20 protein-coding genes are annotated in these 22,518 nt (G+C 68.7%); 17 read left to right on the forward strand and 3 right to left on the reverse strand.

Annotated features, from left to right (window positions below):
- Positions 1 to 14 precede the first annotated feature (14 nt).
- The 8 genes from L978_RS09515 to L978_RS09550 all read left to right on the forward strand — a co-directional run bounded on the left by L978_RS09515 (position 15) and on the right by L978_RS09550 (position 10,816).
- On the forward strand, positions 15 to 1,433 hold the full coding sequence (locus L978_RS09515; RefSeq protein WP_047522788.1) for an MFS transporter: 1,419 nt from the start codon (positions 15 to 17) through the stop codon (positions 1,431 to 1,433).
- A 223-nt stretch (positions 1,434 to 1,656) separates the two neighbouring features.
- Positions 1,657 to 2,655, forward strand: a complete 999-nt coding sequence (locus L978_RS09520) for a Rossmann-like and DUF2520 domain-containing protein (RefSeq protein ID WP_081996997.1) — start codon at positions 1,657 to 1,659, stop codon at positions 2,653 to 2,655.
- Positions 2,652 to 3,539 (forward strand): pantoate--beta-alanine ligase, encoded by an 888-nt coding sequence (gene panC, locus L978_RS09525; protein WP_047522790.1) that lies wholly within the window; start codon positions 2,652 to 2,654, stop codon positions 3,537 to 3,539. Before L978_RS09520 ends, panC begins: the two co-directional genes overlap by 4 nt.
- The gene (gene panB, locus L978_RS09530) at positions 3,536 to 4,405 is read left to right on the forward strand and encodes a 3-methyl-2-oxobutanoate hydroxymethyltransferase (RefSeq protein WP_047522792.1); all 870 of its coding nucleotides are present in this window, start codon (positions 3,536 to 3,538) and stop codon (positions 4,403 to 4,405) included. Before panC ends, panB begins: the two co-directional genes overlap by 4 nt.
- Before the next feature lie 224 nt (positions 4,406 to 4,629).
- The gene (locus L978_RS09535; RefSeq protein WP_047522793.1) at positions 4,630 to 5,970 is read left to right on the forward strand and encodes an HNH endonuclease; all 1,341 of its coding nucleotides are present in this window, start codon (positions 4,630 to 4,632) and stop codon (positions 5,968 to 5,970) included.
- Positions 5,971 to 6,227: 257 nt separating this feature from the next.
- Positions 6,228 to 6,890, forward strand: a complete 663-nt coding sequence (locus L978_RS09540) for a PadR family transcriptional regulator (protein ID WP_197055640.1) — start codon at positions 6,228 to 6,230, stop codon at positions 6,888 to 6,890.
- A gap of 48 nt (positions 6,891 to 6,938) precedes the next feature.
- Entirely contained in the window at positions 6,939 to 8,678 is a 1,740-nt protein-coding gene (locus L978_RS09545; RefSeq protein WP_047522795.1) for an ABC1 kinase family protein, read from the forward strand.
- Positions 8,679 to 8,815: 137 nt separating this feature from the next.
- Positions 8,816 to 10,816, forward strand: a complete 2,001-nt coding sequence (locus L978_RS09550) for a BCCT family transporter (RefSeq protein WP_047522797.1) — start codon at positions 8,816 to 8,818, stop codon at positions 10,814 to 10,816.
- 4 nt (positions 10,817 to 10,820) lie between these two features.
- Here L978_RS09550 and L978_RS09555 read toward each other — a convergent pair whose 3' ends face one another.
- Entirely contained in the window at positions 10,821 to 12,359 is a 1,539-nt protein-coding gene (locus tag L978_RS09555; protein ID WP_047522798.1) for an SDR family oxidoreductase, read from the reverse strand.
- Positions 12,360 to 12,542: 183 nt separating this feature from the next.
- On the opposite strand from L978_RS09555, the gene L978_RS09560 reads away from it, so the two are divergent.
- Complete coding sequence (locus tag L978_RS09560) at positions 12,543 to 13,025, forward strand: SRPBCC domain-containing protein (protein WP_052193500.1); 483 nt, start codon at positions 12,543 to 12,545, stop codon at positions 13,023 to 13,025.
- On the forward strand, positions 13,022 to 13,339 hold the full coding sequence (locus L978_RS09565; RefSeq protein WP_047522800.1) for an ArsR/SmtB family transcription factor: 318 nt from the start codon (positions 13,022 to 13,024) through the stop codon (positions 13,337 to 13,339). The genes L978_RS09560 and L978_RS09565 overlap by 4 nt, the downstream gene beginning before the upstream one ends.
- Positions 13,340 to 13,342: 3 nt before the next feature.
- On the opposite strand, the gene L978_RS09570 is transcribed toward L978_RS09565, so the two are convergent.
- Positions 13,343 to 14,095 (reverse strand): SDR family NAD(P)-dependent oxidoreductase, encoded by a 753-nt coding sequence (locus tag L978_RS09570; protein ID WP_047522802.1) that lies wholly within the window; start codon positions 14,093 to 14,095, stop codon positions 13,343 to 13,345.
- 132 nt (positions 14,096 to 14,227) lie between these two features.
- Positions 14,228 to 14,980, reverse strand: a complete 753-nt coding sequence (locus L978_RS09575; protein ID WP_197055641.1) for a GntR family transcriptional regulator — start codon at positions 14,978 to 14,980, stop codon at positions 14,228 to 14,230.
- A gap of 233 nt (positions 14,981 to 15,213) precedes the next feature.
- On the opposite strand from L978_RS09575, the gene ehuB reads away from it, so the two are divergent.
- The 7 genes from ehuB to kdpB all read left to right on the forward strand — a co-directional run bounded on the left by ehuB (position 15,214) and on the right by kdpB (position 22,510).
- The gene (gene ehuB / locus L978_RS09580; RefSeq protein ID WP_047522804.1) at positions 15,214 to 16,107 is read left to right on the forward strand and encodes an ectoine/hydroxyectoine ABC transporter substrate-binding protein EhuB; all 894 of its coding nucleotides are present in this window, start codon (positions 15,214 to 15,216) and stop codon (positions 16,105 to 16,107) included.
- Between the two features lie 12 nt (positions 16,108 to 16,119).
- On the forward strand, positions 16,120 to 16,839 hold the full coding sequence (locus L978_RS09585) for an amino acid ABC transporter permease (protein WP_047522806.1): 720 nt from the start codon (positions 16,120 to 16,122) through the stop codon (positions 16,837 to 16,839).
- On the forward strand, positions 16,836 to 17,492 hold the full coding sequence (gene ehuD / locus L978_RS09590) for an ectoine/hydroxyectoine ABC transporter permease subunit EhuD (RefSeq protein ID WP_047522808.1): 657 nt from the start codon (positions 16,836 to 16,838) through the stop codon (positions 17,490 to 17,492). Before L978_RS09585 ends, ehuD begins: the two co-directional genes overlap by 4 nt.
- Entirely contained in the window at positions 17,476 to 18,267 is a 792-nt protein-coding gene (gene ehuA / locus L978_RS09595) for an ectoine/hydroxyectoine ABC transporter ATP-binding protein EhuA (RefSeq protein WP_081996992.1), read from the forward strand. Before ehuD ends, ehuA begins: the two co-directional genes overlap by 17 nt.
- A 324-nt stretch (positions 18,268 to 18,591) precedes the next feature.
- Positions 18,592 to 18,681: a potassium-transporting ATPase subunit F gene (locus tag L978_RS18560; protein ID WP_081996993.1), complete on the forward strand. Its 90-nt coding sequence runs from the start codon at positions 18,592 to 18,594 to the stop codon at positions 18,679 to 18,681.
- Complete coding sequence (gene kdpA / locus L978_RS09600) at positions 18,681 to 20,351, forward strand: potassium-transporting ATPase subunit KdpA (protein ID WP_047522810.1); 1,671 nt, start codon at positions 18,681 to 18,683, stop codon at positions 20,349 to 20,351. Before L978_RS18560 ends, kdpA begins: the two co-directional genes overlap by 1 nt.
- Positions 20,352 to 20,353: 2 nt before the next feature.
- Positions 20,354 to 22,510 carry a potassium-transporting ATPase subunit KdpB gene (kdpB, locus tag L978_RS09605; protein ID WP_047522812.1) on the forward strand — a complete coding sequence of 719 codons (2,157 nt, stop codon included), beginning with the start codon at positions 20,354 to 20,356 and terminating at the stop codon, positions 22,508 to 22,510.
- Positions 22,511 to 22,518 lie beyond the last annotated feature (8 nt).

Consider the following 22,518-nt stretch of genomic DNA (forward strand, 5'->3'; position numbering starts at 1 on the left):
AAACGGAGCACGACATGACCACCCTCACTTCCCTCCCGGCGGTCGCCGCACCGCGCAGCACGCGTCGCTGGGTCGCCCTCAGCGTCCTCGCCCTCGCCCAGTTCCTCGTGGTGCTCGACGCCTCGATCGTGAACATCGCCCTCCCCGTCATCGGGCGGCAGCTGGGCATGGATACCGCCACCCTCTCTTGGGTGATCACCGCCTACGTGCTCGCGTTCGGTGGCTTTCTCCTCCTCGGTGGACGCCTTGCCGACCGCTACGGGCACCGCCGGGTGTTCCTCCTCGGAGCGGCAGGGTTCGTGGCAGCATCCGCGCTCGCCGGGTTCTCCTTCTCGAGCGAGATGCTCCTCGCTGCACGCGCCCTGCAGGGTGTCTCGGCCGCGCTCCTCGCCCCGGCCGCTCTCGCGCTGCTGACCCAGCTCTTCCCGGACGACGCCGAACGCACCAAGGCACTGGGCGTGTGGGGAGCGGTCGCCGGCGCCGGATCCGCCGCGGGGGTGCTGCTCGGTGGGGTGCTCACGGCGACCCTCGGCTGGCAGTCGGTGTTCTTCGTGAACGTGCCGATCGGCGCACTCGTGCTCATCGCGATCCCGCTGCTCGTCACCCGTGACGGCCTCCGCGTCTCCGGGCGCCTGGATGCTGCCGGCGCCGTGACCGTCACCGCCGCACTGGTCTCGCTCGTCGGTGCCCTCAGTGCGGTCGAGCAGGTCGGGTTCGTGCACCCGTTGCCGCTGGGTCTGCTCGCCCTCGCGCTGGTGCTCGGCGTGCTCTTCGTGGCGATCGAGCGCCGCGCCGCCGCGCCTCTCGTCCCGCTCCGCGTGTTCCGGAACCGCAACCTCGCGCTCGGCAACATCGTCATGCTGCTGGGCGGGGCCACCATGGTCGCCCTCTTCTTCGCCCTCTCGGTCTACATGCAGGCCGTGCTCGGCTATGACGCCCTGACCGCAGGCCTCACGCAGCTGCCCCTCGCCGGTGTGCTCGTGCTCGTCGCCGGCGCGGTCCCCGCCGTGATCGCCCGCGTCGGCACACGGCCGGTGCTGATCGGGGCGCTGCTCCTCCTGGCGGCAGGGCTCGTGTGGCTCTCCGCATCTCCGGCGGATGCCGCGTTCCTCACGAACCTGCTCGGCCCGACCCTCCTGATCGGCGTCGGACTCGGCGGTGCGGTCGTCGCGACCACCCAGCTCGCCGTGGACGGCGTCGAGGGCGGAGAGGCCGGGCTCGCGGGTGGACTCGTCAACACCAGTCAGCAGTTCGGCGGCGCGATCGGGCTCGCGGTGCTCGGCACGGTCGCCGGGCTCCGCACCGCGGCACTCTCGGCGGAAGGGGCCTCCCACGCCGAGGCCCTCACGGGCGGGTTCTCCTGGCTCTTCCTCGGCGCGGCAGGACTGGCGGTCATCGGCGCGGCGATCGTCGCGGTCTGGCGCCGCGACTGAGGGTGTCGGAGTGAGCCCGTGGACGACGGCGCAGGGCACGTTCTCCACGGGCTCGTTCGCGTGGATGGGATCGAAATGACCCTCTGAGTTCGCCGGGAATCACGGTAATGACAAGTGCTTGTTGCGCGTTGGTTGGCATTCTGGCCTCAGATTTGGAACGGATGCCGAGATGGGCGGATACTTCTGGCATCCCGGCCGTCGTGAATCGGCTGGGGGAATCGACATGCAGACCTCCACCGCACTCGCGCCAGGAACGACCATCGCCATCGTCGGCGCCGGTCGTGTCGGACGCGTGCTCGCCGGGGCACTGCGCGCGGCCGGGTTCGACGTCCTCGGACCCCTCCGGCGCGACCAATCGATGCCGAAAGCGGACATCGCGCTGCTCTGCGTGCCGGACCGCGCCATCCCGGCGGTGGCGTTCGTCGCACGACCGCATGTGCGGTTCGTCGGACACGTCTCGGGTGCCACCTCGCTCGACGACGTCGACTTCCGTTTCCACCCGCTGCAGACCTTCACAGGGACGGAGCCGCCCGACGTGTTCCACGGCATCGGCGCCGCGGTCGCCGGCCGCACCGACGAAGCCCGCTCTGTCGCCGAGCAGCTGGCCCGCGTGCTCGGGACCCGTCCGTTCATGGTCGACGACGAGCACCGCGTGAGCTATCACGCGGCCGCATCGTTCGCCTCGAACTTCGTGCTGACGGTGCTCGATGCGGCCGAGCAACTCGCCGTCGCCGCCGGCATCCCCGAGGGCGAGGCCCGCGAACTCCTCACTCCGCTCGTCGGTCGCACCATCGAGAACTGGGCACGCGTCGGAGCGCAGGAAGCTCTCACCGGACCGATCGCCCGAGGGGATGAAGCCACGGTCGCGCGTCAGAGGTCGGCTACGGAGGAACACGACCTTCAGGCACTGTTCGACGCCCTCGCCGTGGCCACCCGAACGATCGCCTCGCGGGAGGCGGGGTCGCCAGGGGTGCTGCCGCGGGAGGCGGTGTCGCGGGAGGCGGTGTCGCGGGAGGGGGTGTCGCGAGGGGTGCCGTCGCGGGAGGAGGTGTCGCGGGAGGGGGTGTCGCGGGAGGGATCGGGTGAGATGGCGTCGCGGGAGATGGTGTCGCGGGAGGAAGGGTCGCGAGGGGTGCCGTCGCGGGAGGCGGTGTCGCGTGAGGGGGCGCGGGGGAACCCGTCGCGAGAAGTCGCCGGCGAAGAGAAGGAGTCTTCTGTATGAGGATCCTCCGCACGATCACCGAGGTTCGGGCAGCCGTTCGCGACGCTCGGCGCACGGACTCGTCGGTCGGGCTCGTCCCCACGATGGGGGCGTTCGATGACGGGCACCTCTCTCTCATGCGTGCGGCCCGAGCGGCTTCTGATCTCGTCGTCGTCTCGCTCTTCGTCAACCCGACGCAGTTCGGCGCGAACGAAGACCTCAGCACCTACCCGCGTGACGAGGCGCGAGACGCCGCGCTCGCCGAAGCCGAGGGCGTGGATATCCTCTTCGCCCCCGCGGCATCCGAGATCTACCCCGACGGGTTCGCGACGAACATCCACGTCGCCGGCCTCACCGATGTTCTCGACGGTGCGAGTCGCGGCGCACATCACTTCGACGGCGTCGCCACGGTCGTCACGAAGCTGCTCGGGATCGTCCGCCCTGATGCCGCCTACTTCGGGCAGAAGGATGCGCAGCAGGTGCTGGTCGTCCGCCGCGTCGTACGCGACCTCGACCTGGACGTGCGGATCGTCGCCTGCCCGATCGTGCGCGAGGCCGACGGGCTCGCGATGAGCTCGCGCAACGTCTACCTCGATGCGGACGCCCGTGCTCAGGCGACCGCGCTCAACCGTGCCCTCGACGAAGCGACCGCGGTGTTCGACGGCGGTGCCCGTGACGCCGGCAGCATCCTGTCGACCGCTCGTCGCGTGCTGGACGAGGCCGACATCGATCCGGAGTACCTCGAGCTCCGCGATGCCGAGACTCTGCGCCCTCTCGGACGCGTCGACCGCGACGCTCTTCTCGCCGTGGCTGCGCACGTCGGGGCCGCTCGGCTCATCGACAACCACATCCTCTCCGGGGGCGACGTCGCCGCCGGCCCCACCGCGACGGAGGTCCGCGCATGAGTGCCCAAGCTGCTTCCCACCCCCGTGTCACCCTCGCTGCCCTCGCCGCGAAGAAGGACGCGGGAGAAGCGCTCGTCATGGTCACCGCGTATGACCACCCCAGCGCGCAGATCGTGGAAGCTGCCGGGGTCGACATCGTGCTCGTGGGCGACTCGGCCGCGATGACCGTGCTCGGCTATGACAGCACGGTGCCGGTCACGGTCGACGAGATGCTCATGCTCACCAAGGCTGTTCGCCGCGGATTGACCTCCCCGCTGCTCATCGGCGACCTGCCCTTCGGGTCGTATGAAGCCTCTGACGAACTCGCCCTCGCGACGGCACAGCGCTTCATCAAGGAGGCCGGCTGCGACCTCGTGAAGATCGAGCGCGGCGGCACGACCGTCGACCGCGCTCGGGCCCTGGTTCGAGCCGGCATTCCCGTGGTCGGGCACGTCGGACTCACCCCGCAGACCGCGACGGCTCTCGGCGGCTACCGCGCGCAGGGTAGAACCGCCGAAGCCGCGCTCGCCGTGATCGATGATGCCCTCGCCCTGCAGGATGCCGGGTGCGCGATGCTCGTGATCGAAGCAGTGCCCTCCGAAGTGACCGCAGCCCTCATGCCGCGCCTCGACATCCCGGTGATCGGTATCGGCGCCGGAGCGGGTGCCGACGGGCAGGTGCTCGTCTTCCACGACCTCCTCGGGCTCTATGACGGCGGAGCAGCAAAGTTCGTCAAGCGCTACGCCGATCTGCGCGGTGCAGCCATCGACGGCGTCGAGGCATACGCGCGGGAGGTGCGCAGCGGTGCGTATCCCTCGGCGGAGCACGGCTACGCGATGGCGCGCGGTGAGGCGGCGCGCCTGGAGGAGATGCTCGCGACGCGCTGATCCAGCCGACGTGTGGCCGATCGCTGGCACGATCGAGCGCATCGCAAGCGTGCGACTCGGATCCGGGGTCACTGTGCGGGGTCATGTCTGTATAGTACATAGTTTCGAAGACTGGTGGCGTGTAGTCCCGCGCTTGTGGATAGTTTGCATGCATGCTTGGCGATATTCCGGCATGTAATCGAATAAAGCTTCGAAAGTAGAGCCATTCCGGGTTAGAGTGAAGCATGTCCACTTTGACCGGGTTGCACGAGGCGATGGCTCGCCTCGATGACGCGTGGTCGCGCGCCGAGGAGACCGACGATCTGTCTCGAGCGCAGCTGATCGCCGTCAACGATGCGATCGGTCTGTTGCAGCGGCGTCTGGATGCTGTGCACGTGGAGGTGGCGGCTGGTATCTCACGCGAGTCGCGCCCCGAGTTGGGAGCAGAGAGCCTCGCGAAGCAACAGGGCTTTCGGAGTCCGGCGAAGCTGATCGCAGCAACGTCGGGGGTATCGACGGGTGATGCGCAGCGTCTCGTCAAGGTCGGCGAGGCGACGGCGCCGCGTATGGACCTGATCGGAGCGCGCTTGCCGGCGAGGTATCCGCTCGTACGCGAGGCGCTGGCCACCGGGGCTCTCAGTGCGCAGGCGGCGGCGATGATCGTCGGGCTGCTGGATCGGTGTCGAGTGGCTGCCGGCCCGGAACGCATCGCCGAGGGGGAGCGGGTGCTCGCCGAGAAGGCTAAGGGCCTCGCGCTCGACGACGTCCGCAAGCTCGTGGTCCGCGCGGAGGCGTGGCTCGACCCGCACGGGGTCGAGCCGAAGGAGGAAGAGCGCCGCGGAAAGCGTGCGCTGACGCTGTTCGAGCGTGATGGCATGGTGCATCAGAGCGCGGTGCTGGATGCGGAATCGGCGGCTCCGGTCGTGACGGCGATCCGGGGGTATGTCTCAGCGGCGTTCGCGGCGCGGAAAGATGCGCCGGATCCCGATGCAGTCGATGCGGATCGTCGTTCGGTGCCGATGCTGCAGGCGGATGCGCTGGCCGTGTTCGCAGCTCATGTTCTCGGGTGTGCGCAGCGGGTGCCGTTGGCGGGTGCGACGGTCGTGGTGCGGATGCGGCTGGAGGATCTGGAGTCCGGATCCGGAGCCGCAGAGGTCGACGGGATCGAACAGCCGGTCAGTGTCGGTGCGGCGCGGCGGATGGCCGCGGGCGGGGGCGTGATCCCGTGCGTGCTCGGCGGTGCGAGCGAGGTTTTGGACTGGGGCCGGGAGAGACGCCTGTTCACCCGGGCGCAACGGTTGGCTCTGGTGGAGCGGGACGGTGGGTGCGCGATGTGCGGGTTGCCGCCGGAGATGACGAAGGCGCATCACATCCGCTGGTGGAGGCGAGATCTAGGGGCGACGGATCTGTCCAATGGGGTGCTGCTGTGTGAGACCTGTCACCATCGCATTCACGATAACGAGTGGGAGATCCGTATCGATGGGGCTGGCGCGGTAGGACGGGTGTGGTTCATTCCACCCGGATACGTCGACCCCGCCCGCACGCCGCGCCTGGGGGGACGTGCGCGCTTCGACATTGCGGCCTGAGCGCGACGCCGTGCGAGGTTCCCGACTGTCGGCGAGTGGTTGTCAGAGGGTGGTTGTCAGAGGGTGCCCTCAGAGAGCGGACATCAGAGAGCGGTTGTCAGAGATCGGCCCTCGGAGGGCGGTGATCAGCGGGTTCCTTCGTGCCCTGAACCGGGAGGGGTGGCACCCGAGACCTTGTCGCCGACCGAGAACTCCCACCCAACCCACAGCCTGAACGATATATCGTTGAGTATCGTTCACCACAGCAGGAGGTCATCATGAACAACGCATTCCCCTCCAACCCGTTCGGCGGCAACGGCGGCTCCGGGAACAACGGCGGCTCCGGCGGACCGGGCGGAATCTTCGGCGGATCCGGGTTCGGATCCGGCTCCGGGTTCGGCGCAGGCCCCGGTGGGCCCGCCGCCGCGATCTTCGAAGCCATGGACCAGCTCCGCAAGTCGTTCGAGTCCCGCCCATCCGGCGGCTCGCGCATGGCCCGCGGCGACGTCCGCGCCGCCGTGCTCTCACTCCTCGCCGAGAAGCCCATGCACGGCTACCAGATCATCAACGAGATCGCCGAGCGCAGCGGCGGCACCTGGAAGCCGAGCGCCGGCTCCGTGTACCCCACTCTGCAGCTGCTCGCCGACGAAGGACTCATCGAGGCCGAGGAGCAGAACGGCCGCAAGACCTACTCGCTCACCGAGGCTGGCCGCGCCGTCGCCGACGAGAGCTCCGAGACCCCGGCCCCGTGGGAGTCGTCGTCAGGCAAGGACGGCCACCGCGACAGCGCCCGGTTCAACGCACTCCCGAAGGCGGGCGTCGACCTCGCCGCCGCTGCCGCCCAGGTCGGACGAAGCGGCTCGCCCGAGCAGGTGCAGCAGACGATCGAGGTCCTCGACGAAGCCCGCCGTAGGCTGTACTCGATCCTCGCGCAGGACTGACCGCGCAGTGCGGCGGCATCGAGTGAGGACCTGCGAAAGGGCCACACGATGACGGATGCTGCGGCACGGGGTGCCCACCGCGCCCGGTACCGCCGCATCCTGTCGTTCGCCGGCCGGGAGTTCCTCAAGATCTGGTGGTTCGAGCTCGTCCTCCCGCGCCTCGGCATGAGTAGGGTCGCCGAGCGCACTCGCGGGCCACGGATGCAGACGTTCGCGCGCCGCTTCCACATGCTCGCCGTGGAACTCGGCGGACTCATGATCAAGGTCGGACAGTTCATGTCGTCGCGCCTCGACGTGCTCCCTCCGGAGATCACCAAGGAGCTCGAAGGGCTGCAGGACGAAGTCCCCGCCGTCCCCACCCCGGCGATCCGCGCGCTCGCCGAGGCCGAACTGGGCATCCCGCTCGAACGCGCCTACGCCTGGTTCGACGACACCCCGGTCGCGGCAGCCTCACTCGGACAGGTGCACCGTGCCCGACTCTCCGCACTCGACGCCGCCGACACCGGCCTCGAAGACGTCGTGGTCAAGGTGCAGCGCCCCGGGATCGACGAGATCGTCGCCGTCGACCTCGCGGCGCTCCGTCGGGTCGCACGTTGGCTGACCCGCGTGCGCCTCGTCGCCGACCGCGTCGACGCGCCCGCACTCGTCGAAGAGTTCGCCGAGACCAGCCGCGAGGAGATCGACTACCTGCACGAAGCCGCGAGCGCCGAACGGTTCCGCGAGAACTTCGCCGATGACCCCCGGGTCGGCATGCCGGAGATCGTGTGGGAGCGATCGACCCGCCGCGTGCTCACGCTGTCCGACGTCACCGCCATCAAGATCAACGACACGGATGCGCTGCGGGCCGCCGGCATCGACCCCGCGCAGGTCGCCGCGGTGTTCGCCGAGGTCATGTTCGACCAGGTCTTCACGCACAGCTTCGTGCACGCCGATCCGCACCCCGGCAACATCTTCGTCACGCCGACCTCTCCGCCCTCTCCGACCCCGTCGACCACGCCGACGGCGGATACGACAGATGCGACGCCCGGCGGCTTCCGGCTCACGTTCATCGACTTCGGCATGATGGCCGAGATCCCGGCGAGCCTCCGCGACGGCCTGCGCACCCTCCTGATCGCGGTCACCGGCCGCGACAGCCGTGGCCTCGTCGCGGCGGCCCAGGAGATCGGGGTCCTGCTGCCCTCCGCCGACACCCGCGAACTCGAACGCGCCCTCACCGCGCTGTTCGCCCGGTTCGGGGGAATGGGTTTCGCCGAGCTCAGCAAGGTCGACCCCCGCGAGTTCCGTGACTTCGCGGAGGAGTTCGGCGACATGGTGCGCTCGCTCCCGCTGCAACTGCCCGAGAACATGCTGCTGCTGATCCGCGCCGTCTCGCTGACCTCGGGCATGTGCAGCGGACTCGACCCCGCGTTCAACGTCTGGGACGCCGCCGAACCCTACGCCGGCCGTCTGCTGCGCGACGAGAGCGGCAACATCGTGCAGGCGTTCGCGAGCCAGGCGATGGACACGATGAACACGACCTGGCGCCTGCCGAAGCGCATCGACGACATCATCACCCGCGTCGACGACGGCACCGTCTCGTTCGACACTTCGCGCCTGGAACGCCGCCTCGATCGGCTCGAGGGCATCGCCCGGCGGATCGCCTCGGGCGTGCTCTTCGCGGCGATGCTCATCGGCGGTGCACTGCTCGTGCCGGCGGTGCCCCCGCTGGGCATCACACTGATCTGCGTCTCGGCGTTCCCCCTGCTGCACTCCCTATTCGCCGGCGTCGGCCGACGGGGCCCGCGGTAGGCGCGGCACGCCCGAGAAACCCGCACCGTCGAGCATGCACTCGCGCCCCCGCAGGCCCGGCGCGCCGGGGATCGAGCGGATGTTCCGGCATATCGCACAACGAGGGGGCGGCGCCGCGCGTGACAGGATGGGATGCCATGGAGACCCCTGACGAGAAGCCCGATGAACGCTCCGCAGGAAAGACCCCTCCGAGCACCCGGACAGGCGCCGTCGGCACGGGCGTGAACCGCCTGCCGGCCAAAGCCACCGAGACCGCCAAGAAGATCGTCCGCGACATCGCGGCGGTCCCCCCGCGCAGCGTCCACCCGGCGCTCGTCCCGGGCGTCTCGGTCGAGGAGACCGGTCGCACCTACCGCACCGACCCGCTCGTGTTCGGCGTGGCGGCGACCCTGACCCTCGCCTTCATCGCGTGGGGCGTGTTCGCGGGGGACAACCTCGCCGGCACCACCCGCACGGTCCTCGACTGGGTCGTCCAGTACTTCGGATTCTTCTTCACCACCATCGCCACCGTCATCCTGGTGTTCATGCTGTTCATCGGCTTCAGCCGCTACGGACGCATCCCGCTCGGGCGCGACGACGAAGAGCCCGAGTACTCGATGTTCTCCTGGATCTCGATGCTCTTCGCCGCCGGAATGGGCATCGGCCTCGTGTTCTGGGGTGCCGCTGAGCCGCTCACGTTCTTCGAGAGCCCGCCGCCGGGAACCGTCGAGGCGAGCACCCTCGACGCGATGCACACCGCGCAGACGCAGGTGCTGTATCACTGGGGTCCGCAGGCCTGGGCGTTCTATGCGCTCGTCGGCGGCGCGATCGCCTACGGCGCCTATCGCCGCGGCCGTACGCCCCTCATCTCCTCGATCTTCGCCCCGCTGCTCGGCGAGGGGCGCACGACCGGTCCGCTCGGCCGCACCATCGACGTCTTCTCGATCATCGTCACGCTGTTCGGCACGGCGGCGTCGCTGGGCCTGGGCGCCCTGCAGATCGGCCACGGCGTCGAGATCGTCAGCGGCATCGGCGAGCTCGGCAACGGCATCCTGATCGCCGTGATCGCCGTGCTCACGGCCTGCTTCATCGCGTCGGCCGTCTCGGGGGTCTCGAAGGGCATCCGCGCGCTGTCGAACATCAATGCGGTCGTCGCGCTCCTGCTCGCCTTCTTCGTGTTCTTCGTGGGGCCGACGCTGCTCATCCTCAACGTGATCCCGTCGGTCGCCGTGCAGTTCATCGGCGACCTCCCGCAGATGATCGGCCGCTCGGCATCGCAGGGCGAAGCGGCTGAGACGTTCCTGTCGGGCTGGACGATCTTCTACTGGGCGTGGTGGATCTCCTGGTCGCCGTTCGTCGGCATGTTCATCGCCAAGATCTCGCGCGGGCGCAGCCTTCGCCAGTTCGTCTCCGTCGTGATCGTGGTGCCGTCGGCCATCTCTCTCGTCTGGTTCGCGATCTTCGGCACCACGGCGATCCAGCAGCAGATGGACGGCGCGAACCTCACGGTCGACCCGCCGGAGGAGGTCCTGTTCGGCGTGCTCGAGAACCTGCCGTTCTCGCTGATCACGAGCGCCATCCTCATCGTGCTGATCGCCATCTTCTTCGTCACGGGAGCGGATTCGGCCTCCCTCGTGATGGGCACGCTGTCTCAGCAGGGCAGGCCGGAGCCGTCGCGCTGGGTCGCCGTCGTGTGGGGTGTGCTGGTCGGAGCGATCGCCGCGGTGCTGCTCGTCATCGGCGAGGAGGGCAGTGGTCTGCGATCGCTGCAAAACGTCACGATCATCGCCGCGCTGCCCTTCGCGATCATCATGGGGTTCATGATGATCGCCTTCATGAAGGATCTCCGACGCGATCCGCTGATCCTCCGTGAGCGTTATGCTCGCGCGGCCGTCCGGCACAGCGTCATGGCCGGTCTCGAGGAGTACGGCGACGACTTCGCGCTCGTGCCGGTCGAGTACGACCACTCGGAGGACGACCTCGACTGGATCGACGAGTCGACCGTCGACGAGACGCTCGCCGAGGTGTACGAGGCCGCGACCGAGGCGATCGACATCATCCCGCCCGCCGAGGTCGATGCGGTCGTCGATGCGTCGATCACGGACCCGACGGCCGCTCCGGACCCGACGGCTGCCCCGGAGCAGCCCCGCACGGACTGATCCGCTAGGACGCCTCCTCGGCGGCAGCGGTGATGCGGGCGGCCATCCCGGCGAAGATCAGTCCGTGGAAGGGCAGCACCGCGAGCCAGTACAGGCGTCCGCTCAGTCCGCGGGGGAAGAAGATCGCGCGCTGCTCGTAGCGCGCGCCTTCGCCGTCCGGCACCGCGCGCAGCTCGAGCCAGGCCTCGCCGGGCACCTTCATCTCAGCGCGGAGGCGCAGCAGGGATCCGGCCTCGGTCCTCTCGACCGCTTCGACGCGCCAGAAGTCGATCGCGTCGCCGACCCTCGCCGCGGTGCGGCTCCGGCGGCCGCGACGCAGGCCCACGCCGCCCACGATCCGGTCCATGAACCCCCGCACCGCCCAGAGCAGCGGGGAGGAGTACCAGCCGTTCTCGCCGCCGATGCCCAGGATCACGCGCCACAGTTCCGCCGCGGAGGCGCGGGTGGCGACGGACCGCGAATCCGTGAACACGGTGCGTCCGGCCCAGTCCGGGTCGCTCGGCAGCGGGTCACTGGGCGCGCCCGACACTTCTGAGTCCTGCCAGCTGGTCTCGATGCTGTCGCCGCGCACCCGTCCGAGCGCGAGGTCGACCGCACGCCGATACGGGGTCAGGCCGTCTTCGGGCCGCGGGATCAGCTCGTCGACCGCGTGATCCTTCATGATGCACTCGTTCTGCAGCGATGCCACGAGCGGACGGGCGATCGAGCGCGGCACCGGCGTCACCAGGTTCACCCAGTGCGAAGCGAGCCCCGGCGTGAGCACGGGGAGAGCGGCGATGGCGCGCTGCCGGAGCCCGGCTTCGACGGCGTAGCCGTTCATCATCTGCCCGTACCGCAGCACGTCCGGCCCGCCGATGTCGACGGCACGGTTCACATCGGCGTCGACGCGCGCCGCCCCGAGCAGGTAGTGCAGCACATCGCGGACGGCGATCGGCTGGATGCGGTTTCGCACCCACTTCGGCGCCGGCATGTACGGCAGTACGTCGGTGAGGTGGCGGATCATCTCGAACGACGCCGACCCCGAGCCGATCACGACGCCCGCTTGCAGTACGAGCGTCGGCACGCCGGACTGCAGGAAGATCTCCCCCACACGAACACGCGAGCGCAGGTGCGGTGACAGCTTCGCGTCGTCGGGATGCAGTCCGCCGAGGTACACGATCCGGCCCACATCTGCCCGCGCTGCGGCCTCGGCCACCGTCGTCGCCGCCCGCTCATCGCTCTCCTCGAAGCCCTTGCCGGCGGACATCGAGTGGATCAGGTAGTACACGACGTCGACGTCGTCCATCGCCGTGGCCACGGCATCCGCATCATCCGCCGAGCCTTCGACGATCTCGCAGTCGCCGCCCCAGGGGAAGGAGGCCGCGCGCGCGGCGTCACGCGCCAGGACCCGCACCCGGTAGCCGGCGTTCAGCAGCCGCGGGGTCAGGCGTCCGCCGATGTATCCGGTCGCCCCGAGCACGAGGGCACGCGGAGCGGAACCGTCATCGCGGGGTGCGGCGCGCAGCGCCTCTTCACGGCCGGTGGGGTGGGTGAGTTCGGGCATACGTCGAGCGTAGGTCGCCGCCGCGTCCGGTGGAACGGGGTTGCGGGGTGTCACGGCGACAGATACGGGCACGAATCCTTATTGCAACCCAGGGATTGCTACACCAGGCATAATATGCAACTATAGAGTTGCAGTCGGTCGCCGGGCCGACAGAACATGCAGGAAACGCCGAAAGGAACCATCATGGTGAACATGACCCGCAACGAGGCATCGGTCGTCGACGAGGAGACCTTCTCGGTTCGACGGACCATCTTGATCGCGGCACCCGTCGACAAGGTCTGGCGGGCCGTGGCCGAGCCGGAACACATCTCCCGGTGGTTCGGGCGCACCGTGCTCGACGGCACCGGGGTCGGCGCGACCGGCACGATGACCTTCCCCGACTACGACGTGATCCCCCTGCGGGTCGACGGGTACGACGAGCCGCGGCGCATCACCTACCGCTGGAACAACGACGACGCCCTCGGCGCGTTGCCCGACAGCATCGACGAGACCACCTCGACGGTCTTCACCTTCACTCTCGAAGAGGCCGAGGGCGGCACGCGCCTCACGGTCGTCGAGAGCGGCTTCGAGCGCACGTCCGACCCCCGCGCCAACCTCGAGTCGCACCGCGCGGGCTGGGACCTGGAGCTGGACAAGATGGTCACCCTGGTGGAAGCCGAAGCATGACCGCAGCACCCCTCCTGCCCATGTTCTCGGCGCTCGCGGACGAGACGCGCTGGCGCATCCTGACGGAGCTCGGCGAGGCGGACGCTTCGGCATCCGCGCTCGCCGGGCGCCTTCCGGTGTCCCGTCAGGCGATCGCGAAGCATCTCGCCGTCCTTCAGGAGGTCGGTCTCGTCGAGCCCGTGCGGGTCGGCCGTGAGGTGCGCTTCCGCGTCGTCGGCGCCGAGCTCTCCGCCACCGCGGCGAAGCTCGACGTGATCGGGCGCGAGTGGGACCGCCGCCTCGCCGCGATCAAGGAGATCGCGGAGGGGCTGTAGTCCTCAGAGGGCGGTGTATCCGCCGTCGACGAGGTGGTAGCTGCCGGTGATGAAGCTCGCGGCGTCACTGGCGAGGAACGCGATGAGGTTCGCGACCTCGTCGGCCTGGCCCAGTCGGCCGATCGGGTGCTTGCTCACGAGGAACTCCTTCGCCTCGTCGCCCATGTTCGCGAGCAGCGGGGTGTCGATGAAGCCGGGGCCCACCGAGTTCACGCGCACCCCCTTCGCCGAGTACTCGAGCGCTGCCGACTTGGTCATGCCGACCACGCCGTGCTTGGCGGTGACGTAGGCGGGCGAGCCGGCGAACCCGACGCTTCCCAGGATCGAGGCGATGTTCACGACCGATCCGCCGCCGTTCGCGAGGATCGACGGGATCTGCGCCTTCATGTTCCGGAACACGGCGTTGAGGTTGATCGCGATGACCTTGTCCCAGGCGTCGTCCTCGTACTCCGCCGTCGGAGCGGTCGCGCCGCCGATGCCGGCGTTGTTGACGCCGATACGCAGCGGTGCCAGGGCGTTGGCGACCTCGATGGAGGAGGCGATCCAGGCGGCGTCCGTCGCATCGCCCACCGAGGCCTCCGCCGTTCCGCCAGCCGCGCGGATCTCCTCGACGACCGCGTTCGCGTGCTCCGCGTTCAGGTCGTTGACCACGACCGCTGCGCCGTTCTTCGCCAGCAGGAGGGCGGTCGAGCGTCCGATTCCGCTGCCTGCTCCCGTCACGATCGCCGAGCGGTTCGAGACGTCGTACTGAGCCACGAGAGACTCCACTTCCGGGCGGGCACGGTGCCGGGAGATCTTCTCGGACGGTCCGTCCTTCCTTCCACCCTACGCCTTCACGACCAGGGTGGATTCACGTGAATGGAAGTGTCCCCGTGTGGAAGGTGCCGGTCAGGCGTCGGCCACGTCGATCCTGCTGAGCGTGGGCGGTGCCAGGATCGCACCCGTCTCCACGGTCTCGACATCGCGCCGGCCCGTGAGGCGCGCGACCGCATCGTCGAACTGCTCGTCGAGCGCGGCCAGTGCGCCCGGTGCGTCGTGGTGCGACAGCGCATCGATCAACGCCTGATAGGTGGGTGAGACGGAGGCGGGCACCGCGTACCCCTCATCGGCGCTGAAGCTCGCGATCCGCGTCTGGAGCGCGAGCGTCATCATGGCGCGGGAGAGTCGAGGGCTCTGCGCGGCGTTCACGAGGGCCTGATGGAACGCGATGTCCGCGTCGCCGATGCCGAGTGCGTCCGCGCGGGTGCTCGCCTGTCTCAGCTCGGCCAGCGCGCTCTCGAGCTGCTCCGCCGCGGGAAGCCGGTTCCTCACGATGAGGCGCACGGCTTCGCATTCCACGGCCCGGCGCTCGGTGTACAGGTCGGCGATGCCCTCGACCGGGATCACGCTCACGCGCAGGCCCCGACCCGGAAGTGCCGTCAGTGCACCCTCCTGCACGAGTCGCTGCGCCGCCTCGCGCAGGGGACCGCGGCTCACGCCGAGCTTCGCGGCGATGTCCACCTCGCCCAGGGGGCTGCCGACGGGCAGTGCGCCGGAGAAGATCGCCGAACGGAGCTCGGCCGTGATCAGGTCGACGGTCGAGGGCCGTGCCATGCGGAAGACCGCGCCGGGCATCCCGTTCGGGGCGGGCGTGAGTGGCATGAGCGCTCCTGAGTCGATCGTCGGTGACTCCATTCTGCATCCGACGTGTGTCGGAGCCCGACACGTGTCCGCACGGGCCGGGCACCCCACCATAACGAGTTTGTATAAATGTAGACAATCCGACAGTCTGAATGTGCACAAACGGTCGATCCGGCATAACGTGGCCGTCGGCCCGAGACCGGAGAACGGTCTCGCCCGCCCAACCGCACGCCCGATATCGAAAGAGGAACCGTATGCCCTCCACCCGAACTCATCTGCGCGCCGGCGCCGTCGCGGCCTCCGCCGCGCTCGTCGTGACTCTGGCCGCCTGCTCGTCGTCCGGCACGGACGAGGAGAGCGGCTCGACGCTCGAGCAGCTGCAGAACGACGGGAAGATCACCGTCGCGATCGCCGACGAGCGTCCGTACTCGTGGGTCGAGGGCGGCGAGCCCACCGGCGCGACCATCGCCATGCACCGCGAGATCTTCTCGAACATGGGGATCGACGACGTCGAGGTGGTCGAGGTCGACTGGAACTCGCTGATCCCCGGACTCAAGGCCGGCCGCTTCGACGCGATCAGCGCCGGGATGTCGATCCTGCCCGAGCGCTGCGAGGAGGCGGCGTTCAGCGATCCCGAGATCATGTACACGACCACGCTGATGGTGCCCGAGGGCAACCCGCGCGGTCTCACCGACCTCGACTCGGTCGTCGACGACCCCGACGTCACGCTCGCCGTGCTCGGTGGAGGGATCGAGAGCGGATACGCCGAGAAGCTCGGCATCTCGAACACGGTGTCGGTGGACAACGCGCAGTCCGGCATGGACCTCGTCGCCAACGGGCGCGCCGACGCCTTCGCGATGACGGCGATCTCGCTGAACTGGATGGCGGACAACAACCCGGACGCCGGCGTCGAGACGACCGAGGCGTTCGTCCAGGAGATCGACGGCGTGCCGCAGATCGGTGCCGGGTCGACCGTGTTCCGCACCGGCGACACGGAACTCCTCGACGCATACAACGAGCAGCTCGCCTCCATCACGGGTGACGAGCAGGCCTACCTCGACCTCGTCGGGGAGTACGGCTTCACCGCGGAGAACCTCCCGCCGTCCGACCTGACGACCGCCCAGCTCTGCGCGGGCGAGCTCGGCTGAGGCCACCGGCGAATGGACAATCTGTCCGCGTTGTGGGCGGCTCTGCCCGCGATCGGCGGCGGCGTGCTCGTCACGCTCACGCTGACCGTGGGCGGGGCCCTCCTCGCGCTCATCGTCGCGGTGGTGCTCGGTCTCTCGGTCCGTGCCGAGAACATCGTCATCCGGGGCACCTCGCGGGTGATCATCGAGTTCTTCCGCGGCACGTCGCTGGTCGTGCAGCTGTTCTTTCTCTTCTTCGTGCTGCCCCAGCTCGGCGTCTCGATCTCCCCGATCGCGTGCGGCATCCTCGGCCTCGGTCTCAACTACGGTGCCTACGGTGCGGAGGTCATCCGCGGCTCGATCAACTCCGTCCCGACCGGGCAGTGGGAGGCGACCACCGCCCTGAGCATGACCCCTGCACACCGGATGCGCCGGGTCATCTTCCCGCAGGCCTGGGCGCTCATGATCCCGTCTCTGACGAATCTGCTCATCCAGTTGCTCAAGGGCACCGCGATCGTCGGGTTCATCACGCTCATCGACCTGACCGTGGCGCTGGACCGCCTCCGCATCCAGACCGACACCTTCTTCTACGGCGTCGTCGGCATGGTGCTCTACTTCGTGATCGCCTACGCGCTGACCCTCGTGATGAACGCCCTGGAGGTGCGCGCGAAGCACAAGCTCGGGCGCGGGGAGTCGCTGGCTGCGACCCTGCGCTTCCGCTCGCCCGTCACCCGAGGGGAGACCGCCGCATGAACGGACCCGTCTGGAGCTGGGACACCGCCTGGGCGGCGCTCCCGCACCTGCTCGAGGGATTCTTCACGGTCACCCTCGTCGTCACCCTGGCCGGGAGTGCGATCGCCGCCGTGCTCGGCCTCGTGATCGCCGTGGTGCGCCGCAGCGCCCCTCGGCCCGTCGCTGCGAGCGTCGGCTTCCTGGTGAACTTCATCCGGATGACCCCGATCGTCATCCAGCTGCTCTTCGCCTACTTCGCACTGGTGACCGTGGATCCGCTGACCATCGGCATCGCGGTGTTCGGCATCCACTACGCGACCTACATGGCCGAGGTCTACCGTGCCGGTATCGAGTCCGTCCCGCGCGGGCAGTGGGAGGCTGCCACCGCCCTGAGCATGTCCCGCCCGCGCACCTGGACCGCCGTGGTGCTCCCGCAGGCGATCAGGGCGACCGTCCCCTCCCTGGGCAACTACGTGATCTCGATGCTGAAGGACACCCCGTTCCTCATCGCCATCACCGTGGCGGACATGGTCAGCAACGCCCTGGAGTTCGGCGGGAACAGCTTCCGCTACCTCGAGCCCATCACGCTCGCCGGTGTGATCTTCTTCCTCGCCAGCTACCCCGCATCCGTCCTCGTCCGCAGATTGGAGAAGCGCCTTGAATACGCCTCCTGAGAACTCCCGTCCCGCCATCCGCTTCGACGCGGTGCACAAGCGTTACGGCGACCACGTCGTGCTCGACGGCCTCACCTTCGACGTGCAGCAGGGCGACCGGGTCACGCTCATCGGGCCGAGCGGTTCGGGCAAGACCACGATCCTCCGTCTGGTGATGACGCTGGAAGAGGCCGACGGCGGATACATCTTCATCGACGGGGAGCCGCTCACGCACGTCGAGCGCGGCGGCAAGCGCGTGCCGTTGCGGGAGAAGCACCGCAACGAGGTGCGCAAGCGCATCGGCATGGTCTTCCAGCAGTTCAACCTGTTCCCGAACATGACCGTGATGGAGAACCTCATCGAGGCCCCCGTGCACGTGCTCGGCATGTCGAAGGCGGCGGCCACCGCGAAGGCCACCGACCTGCTGCAGAAGGTCGGCCTCGCGGACAAGGCCGACGCCCATCCGCTGCAGCTCTCGGGTGGCCAGCAGCAGCGGGTCGCCATCGCCCGGGCGCTCGCGATGGACCCGGAGATCCTGCTGCTGGACGAGGTCACCAGCGCTCTGGATCCCGAGATCGTGGGGGAGGTGCTCGGCGTGCTGCGCGACGTCGCCGAGACGACCGACATCACCATGCTCATCGTCACCCACGAGATGCAGTTCGCCCGGGACGTCTCGAACCGCGTGCTGATGTTCGATCAGGGCAGCATCGTCGAGGAGGCCGACCCCGAGACGATGTTCTCCGCGCCGCGCGAGCAGCGCACGAGGGACTTCCTCTCCGCCGTGCTGAGCGACTGAGCCTCGAGCGCGTTTCCCCCTCCCGCTCCTCGCGTCGTCGACGCGAGGAGCGCCCTCCCGGTGGAGGACGAGGAAGCGACGATCCGACGATCCTGTGAGCGCCCCGTGAGGGTCGCCGGGATCGTCGTATGGGTTCTGTAAGGGCGGTCAAAGCAGGGGCACCGAGGGGTGTTGTATCGGGTGTTGCGTCCTCGAGACGCGCGGTCGCCGCCCGGCGATCGCCGCAGCCTGAATGGAGCTCTCTGTGCTTGACCTCGTCTACGTGCTGGGCGTGATCGTCCTGTTCGTGACCGTCGGCCTCGTCGGGAAGGCGGTGGAGAAGCTGTGATCGTGTTCGAGCTTCTCGCGACCGTGCTCGGCGTCGCTGCTGTCGTCTACCTGGTGTTCGCCCTCGTGAAGCCGGAGCGTTTCTGATGGAGTGGGGCTTCCTCATCGCGAGCGTCGCCACCCTCGCGCTCGCCCTCGCCCTCGTCTACCGGCCTGTCGGCGACTACATGGCCTGGACCTTCACGACGACGAAGGACTGGGGTGTCGAGCGCGGCATCTACAAAGTCATCGGCGTCGACCCGAAGCGCGAGCAGTCCTGGCAGGCATATCTGCGTTCGGTTCTCTCCTTCTCGATCGTGGGCGTCCTGCTGCTCTTCGCGCTCCAGCGCACGCAGCAGTGGCTGCCGTACGCCCTCGGCAACGAGAACGTCGAGTCGGGGGTGGCGTTCAACACCGCGATCTCCTTCGTGACCAACACGAACTGGCAGGCCTATTCGGGTGAGGCGCTGTCGTACACCGTGCAGTTCGCCGGTCTCGCGGTGCAGAACTTCGTGTCGGCAGCGACCGGAATCGCCGTCGCGATCGCGCTCGTGCGCGGCTTCGCATACCGTCGATCCGGCGTCATCGGCAACTTCTGGGTCGACCTCGTCCGCGGTACCTTCCGCATCCTGCTCCCGCTGTCGATCGTCGCGGCCATCGTCCTGATCGCCGGCGGCGTCGTGCAGAACTTCAACGGCTACGTCGATGTGAGCACGGTCTCCGGTGGCACGCAGACGATCCCTGGTGGTCCCGTCGCCTCTCAGGAGGCGATCAAGGAGATCGGCACGAACGGCGGCGGCTTCTACAACGCGAACGCATCCCACCCCTTCGAGAACCCCGCGGCGTGGACGAGCCTGCTGCAGTGCTTCCTGATCCTGCTGATCCCCTTCTCCCTGCCGCGGACGTTCGGCAGGATCGTCGGCGACAACCGTCAGGGGTACGCGATCCTCTCCGTCATGGGAACGCTGTTCCTCGCGTCGACCTTCGCTCTCGCGGCGTTCGAGTTCGCGGGCCGCGGTTCGGCTCCGGAACTCGCCGGCGCCGCGATGGAAGGCAAGGAGGCGCGGTTCGGGCTCGTGCAGTCGGTGCTCTACGCGTCGACGACCACGCTCACCTCGACGGGCTCGGTGAACTCGATGCACGACTCCTATACGGCTCTCGGCGGAATGATGCCGATGGTCAACATGCTGCTCGGCGAGATCGCGCCCGGTGGTGTGGGCGCCGGCCTGTACGGGATGCTCATCATCGCCGTGATCGCCGTCTTCGTCGCCGGCTTGCTCGTCGGACGCACGCCGGAGTACCTCGGGAAGAAGATCGGGCCGCGCGAGATGAAGCTCGCGAGCATGTACATCCTCGTGATGCCGATCCTCGTGCTCGGGGGCGTCGCCCTCAGCTTCGCGATTCCCGCGCTCCGCGGCAGCATCGTCGACGAATCGCTCGCGAACAGCGGTTCGCACGGCCTCTCCGAGGTGATCTACGCGTTCGCCTCCGCAGCGAACAACAACGGATCCGCCTTCGCGGGCCTGACCGCGAGCACTCCGTGGCTGACGGCAGCACTCGGTGTCGCAATGCTCCTCGGACGGTTCCTGCCGATCGCCCTCGTGCTGGCCCTGGCCGGTTCGCTGGCCGCGCAGGACAAGGTCCCCGCCACGGCGGGCACGCTGCCGACGCATCGACCGCTCTTCATCGGTCTCACCGTCGGCACCGCGGTCCTGGTGACCGCACTCGTCTTCTTCCCCGTTCTCACGCTGGGTCCCCTGGCGGAAGGGCTGCTGTAACCATGTCCACCATCACGCACACCCCGTCGCCCGAGACATCGGAGGCGACCCCACCCGCACCGCGCAAGACGCTCACCTGGGCGCAAGTGCGAGCCGCTCTCCCGGGCGCGCTGCGCAAGGTCGACCCGCGCGCCCAGTGGCGCAATCCCGTCATGTTCATCGTGTGGGTCGGCGCCGCCCTCACCACGCTGCTCGCCGTCGCCGAGCCCTTCCTGGGCGGCCCCGCGACGTCGGGTGGCAGCAGCGTCCCGTGGTCCTTCACCTGGATCATCGCGGTGTGGCTGTGGCTCACGGTCGTCTTCGCCAATCTGGCCGAGTCGATCGCCGAAGGACGCGGCAAGGCGCAGGCCGACACGCTGCGCAAGACCCGTACCAGCACCACCGCCCACCGCGTCGACGACTATGACCCGGCGAACGACGGTTCTGCCGAGGCCGCGCGCATCTCCGACGTCTCCTCCGCGGATCTCCGCCTGGGGGACACGGTCGTCGTGTCCGCCGGTGAGCTGATCCCCGGCGACGGTGACATCGTCTGGGGCATCGCGAGCGTCGACGAGTCCGCGATCACCGGCGAGTCCGCACCCGTCGTGCGCGAATCCGGGGGAGATCGGTCAGCGGTCACCGGCGGCACGCGCGTGCTCTCGGATCGCATCGTCGTGCGCATCACCTCGAAACCGGGGGAGACGTTCGTCGACCGGATGATCGCTCTCGTCGAGGGGGCCGCGCGCCAGCGCACCCCCAACGAGATCGCGTTGAACATCCTTCTCGCGTCGTTGTCGATCGTGTTCGTGGTCGTCGCACTCACACTGAACCCGATCGCCTCCTACCCGGCGAGCCCCGCGAGCATCACCGTTCTCATCGCGCTGCTCGTCTGCCTCATCCCGACCACGATCGGTGCCCTCCTGTCCGCCATCGGCATCGCCGGCATGGATCGCCTGGTGCAGCGCAACGTCCTCGCGATGTCCGGTCGCGCGGTCGAGGCCGCGGGCGACGTCACGACACTGCTGCTCGACAAGACGGGCACGATCACGTACGGAAACCGCCGTGCGAGCGCGTTCGTCCGCATCGACGGTGTCCAGGAGCGAGAGCTCATCGAGGCGGCCGCGAAGTCGTCGCTCGCCGACCCGACGCCCGAGGGCAAGTCGATCGTCGACCTGGCACGTGCCGAGGGCGTCGACGTCGAGGCGGATGCCGGCGGTGAGATCGTCCCGTTCACGGCTCAGACCCGCATGTCGGGACTGGACCTCGACGACGGGACGCAGATCCGCAAGGGCGCGGGCAGCGCCATCACCGCCTGGCTGGAGGAAGACGGTGCGCGTCTGCCGAGCAGCGAACTCGCCGAGCTGGACGAGCACGTCCAGCACATCTCGCAGTCCGGCGGGACGCCTCTGGTCGTCGCCGTGAAGGCGGCCGATGGCCGTCGCCGGGTGCTCGGCGTCATCCACCTGAAGGACATCGTCAAGGAGGGGCTGACCGAGCGGTTCGCCGAACTCCGCGCGATGGGCATCCGCACCGTCATGGTCACGGGTGACAATCCGCTGACGGCCGCGGCGATCGCCACGGAGGCGGGAGTCGACGACTTCCTCGCCGAGGCGACGCCTGAGCAGAAGCTGGCGTACATCCGCAAGGAGCAGGACGGCGGCAACCTGGTGGCGATGACCGGCGACGGCACCAACGATGCGCCCGCGCTCGCGCAGGCCGACGTGGGTGTGGCGATGAACACGGGAACGTCGGCCGCGAAGGAAGCCGGCAACATGGTCGACCTCGATTCCGACCCGACGAAGCTCATCGACATCGTCGCGATCGGGAAGCAGTTGCTCATCACGCGCGGCGCGCTGACCACGTTCTCGATCGCGAACGACATCGCGAAGTACTTCGCCATCATCCCGGCCATCTTCATGGGCGTCTTCCCGCAGCTCGCGGTGCTGAACGTCATGGGGTTGCACTCTCCGGCATCGGCGGTGCTGTCCGCGGTGATCTTCAACGCCATCGTGATCGTCTTCCTCGTGCCGCTCGCCCTGCGAGGAGTGAAGTACCGCCCGCTCAACGCCTCGAAGATCCTCGGACGCAACCTCGCCGTATACGGACTCGGCGGCATCATCACACCCTTCATCGGCATCTGGCTCATCGACCTGCTCGTGCGCCTGATCCCCGGCTTCTGATCTGACAA

It is taken from the genome of Microbacterium sp. ZOR0019, from assembly GCF_000800925.1.
In the GTDB taxonomy this organism is placed as follows: domain Bacteria; phylum Actinomycetota; class Actinomycetes; order Actinomycetales; family Microbacteriaceae; genus Microbacterium; species Microbacterium aurugineum.

Coding starts and splice junctions, on each gene's coding strand:
- L978_RS09515 (WP_047522788.1), top strand. CDS start 15: ATGACCACCCTCACTTCCCTCCCGGCGGTCGCCGCACCGCGCAGCACG.
- L978_RS09520 (WP_081996997.1), top strand. CDS start 1,657: ATGCAGACCTCCACCGCACTCGCGCCAGGAACGACCATCGCCATCGTC.
- panC (WP_047522790.1), top strand. CDS start 2,652: ATGAGGATCCTCCGCACGATCACCGAGGTTCGGGCAGCCGTTCGCGAC.
- panB (WP_047522792.1), top strand. CDS start 3,536: ATGAGTGCCCAAGCTGCTTCCCACCCCCGTGTCACCCTCGCTGCCCTC.
- L978_RS09535 (WP_047522793.1), top strand. CDS start 4,630: ATGTCCACTTTGACCGGGTTGCACGAGGCGATGGCTCGCCTCGATGAC.
- L978_RS09540 (WP_197055640.1), top strand. CDS start 6,228: ATGAACAACGCATTCCCCTCCAACCCGTTCGGCGGCAACGGCGGCTCC.
- L978_RS09545 (WP_047522795.1), top strand. CDS start 6,939: ATGACGGATGCTGCGGCACGGGGTGCCCACCGCGCCCGGTACCGCCGC.
- L978_RS09550 (WP_047522797.1), top strand. CDS start 8,816: ATGGAGACCCCTGACGAGAAGCCCGATGAACGCTCCGCAGGAAAGACC.
- L978_RS09555 (WP_047522798.1), bottom strand. CDS start 12,359: ATGCCCGAACTCACCCACCCCACCGGCCGTGAAGAGGCGCTGCGCGCC.
- L978_RS09560 (WP_052193500.1), top strand. CDS start 12,543: ATGGTGAACATGACCCGCAACGAGGCATCGGTCGTCGACGAGGAGACC.
- L978_RS09565 (WP_047522800.1), top strand. CDS start 13,022: ATGACCGCAGCACCCCTCCTGCCCATGTTCTCGGCGCTCGCGGACGAG.
- L978_RS09575 (WP_197055641.1), bottom strand. CDS start 14,980: ATGCCACTCACGCCCGCCCCGAACGGGATGCCCGGCGCGGTCTTCCGC.
- ehuB (WP_047522804.1), top strand. CDS start 15,214: ATGCCCTCCACCCGAACTCATCTGCGCGCCGGCGCCGTCGCGGCCTCC.
- L978_RS09585 (WP_047522806.1), top strand. CDS start 16,120: ATGGACAATCTGTCCGCGTTGTGGGCGGCTCTGCCCGCGATCGGCGGC.
- ehuD (WP_047522808.1), top strand. CDS start 16,836: ATGAACGGACCCGTCTGGAGCTGGGACACCGCCTGGGCGGCGCTCCCG.
- kdpA (WP_047522810.1), top strand. CDS start 18,681: ATGGAGTGGGGCTTCCTCATCGCGAGCGTCGCCACCCTCGCGCTCGCC.
- kdpB (WP_047522812.1), top strand. CDS start 20,354: ATGTCCACCATCACGCACACCCCGTCGCCCGAGACATCGGAGGCGACC.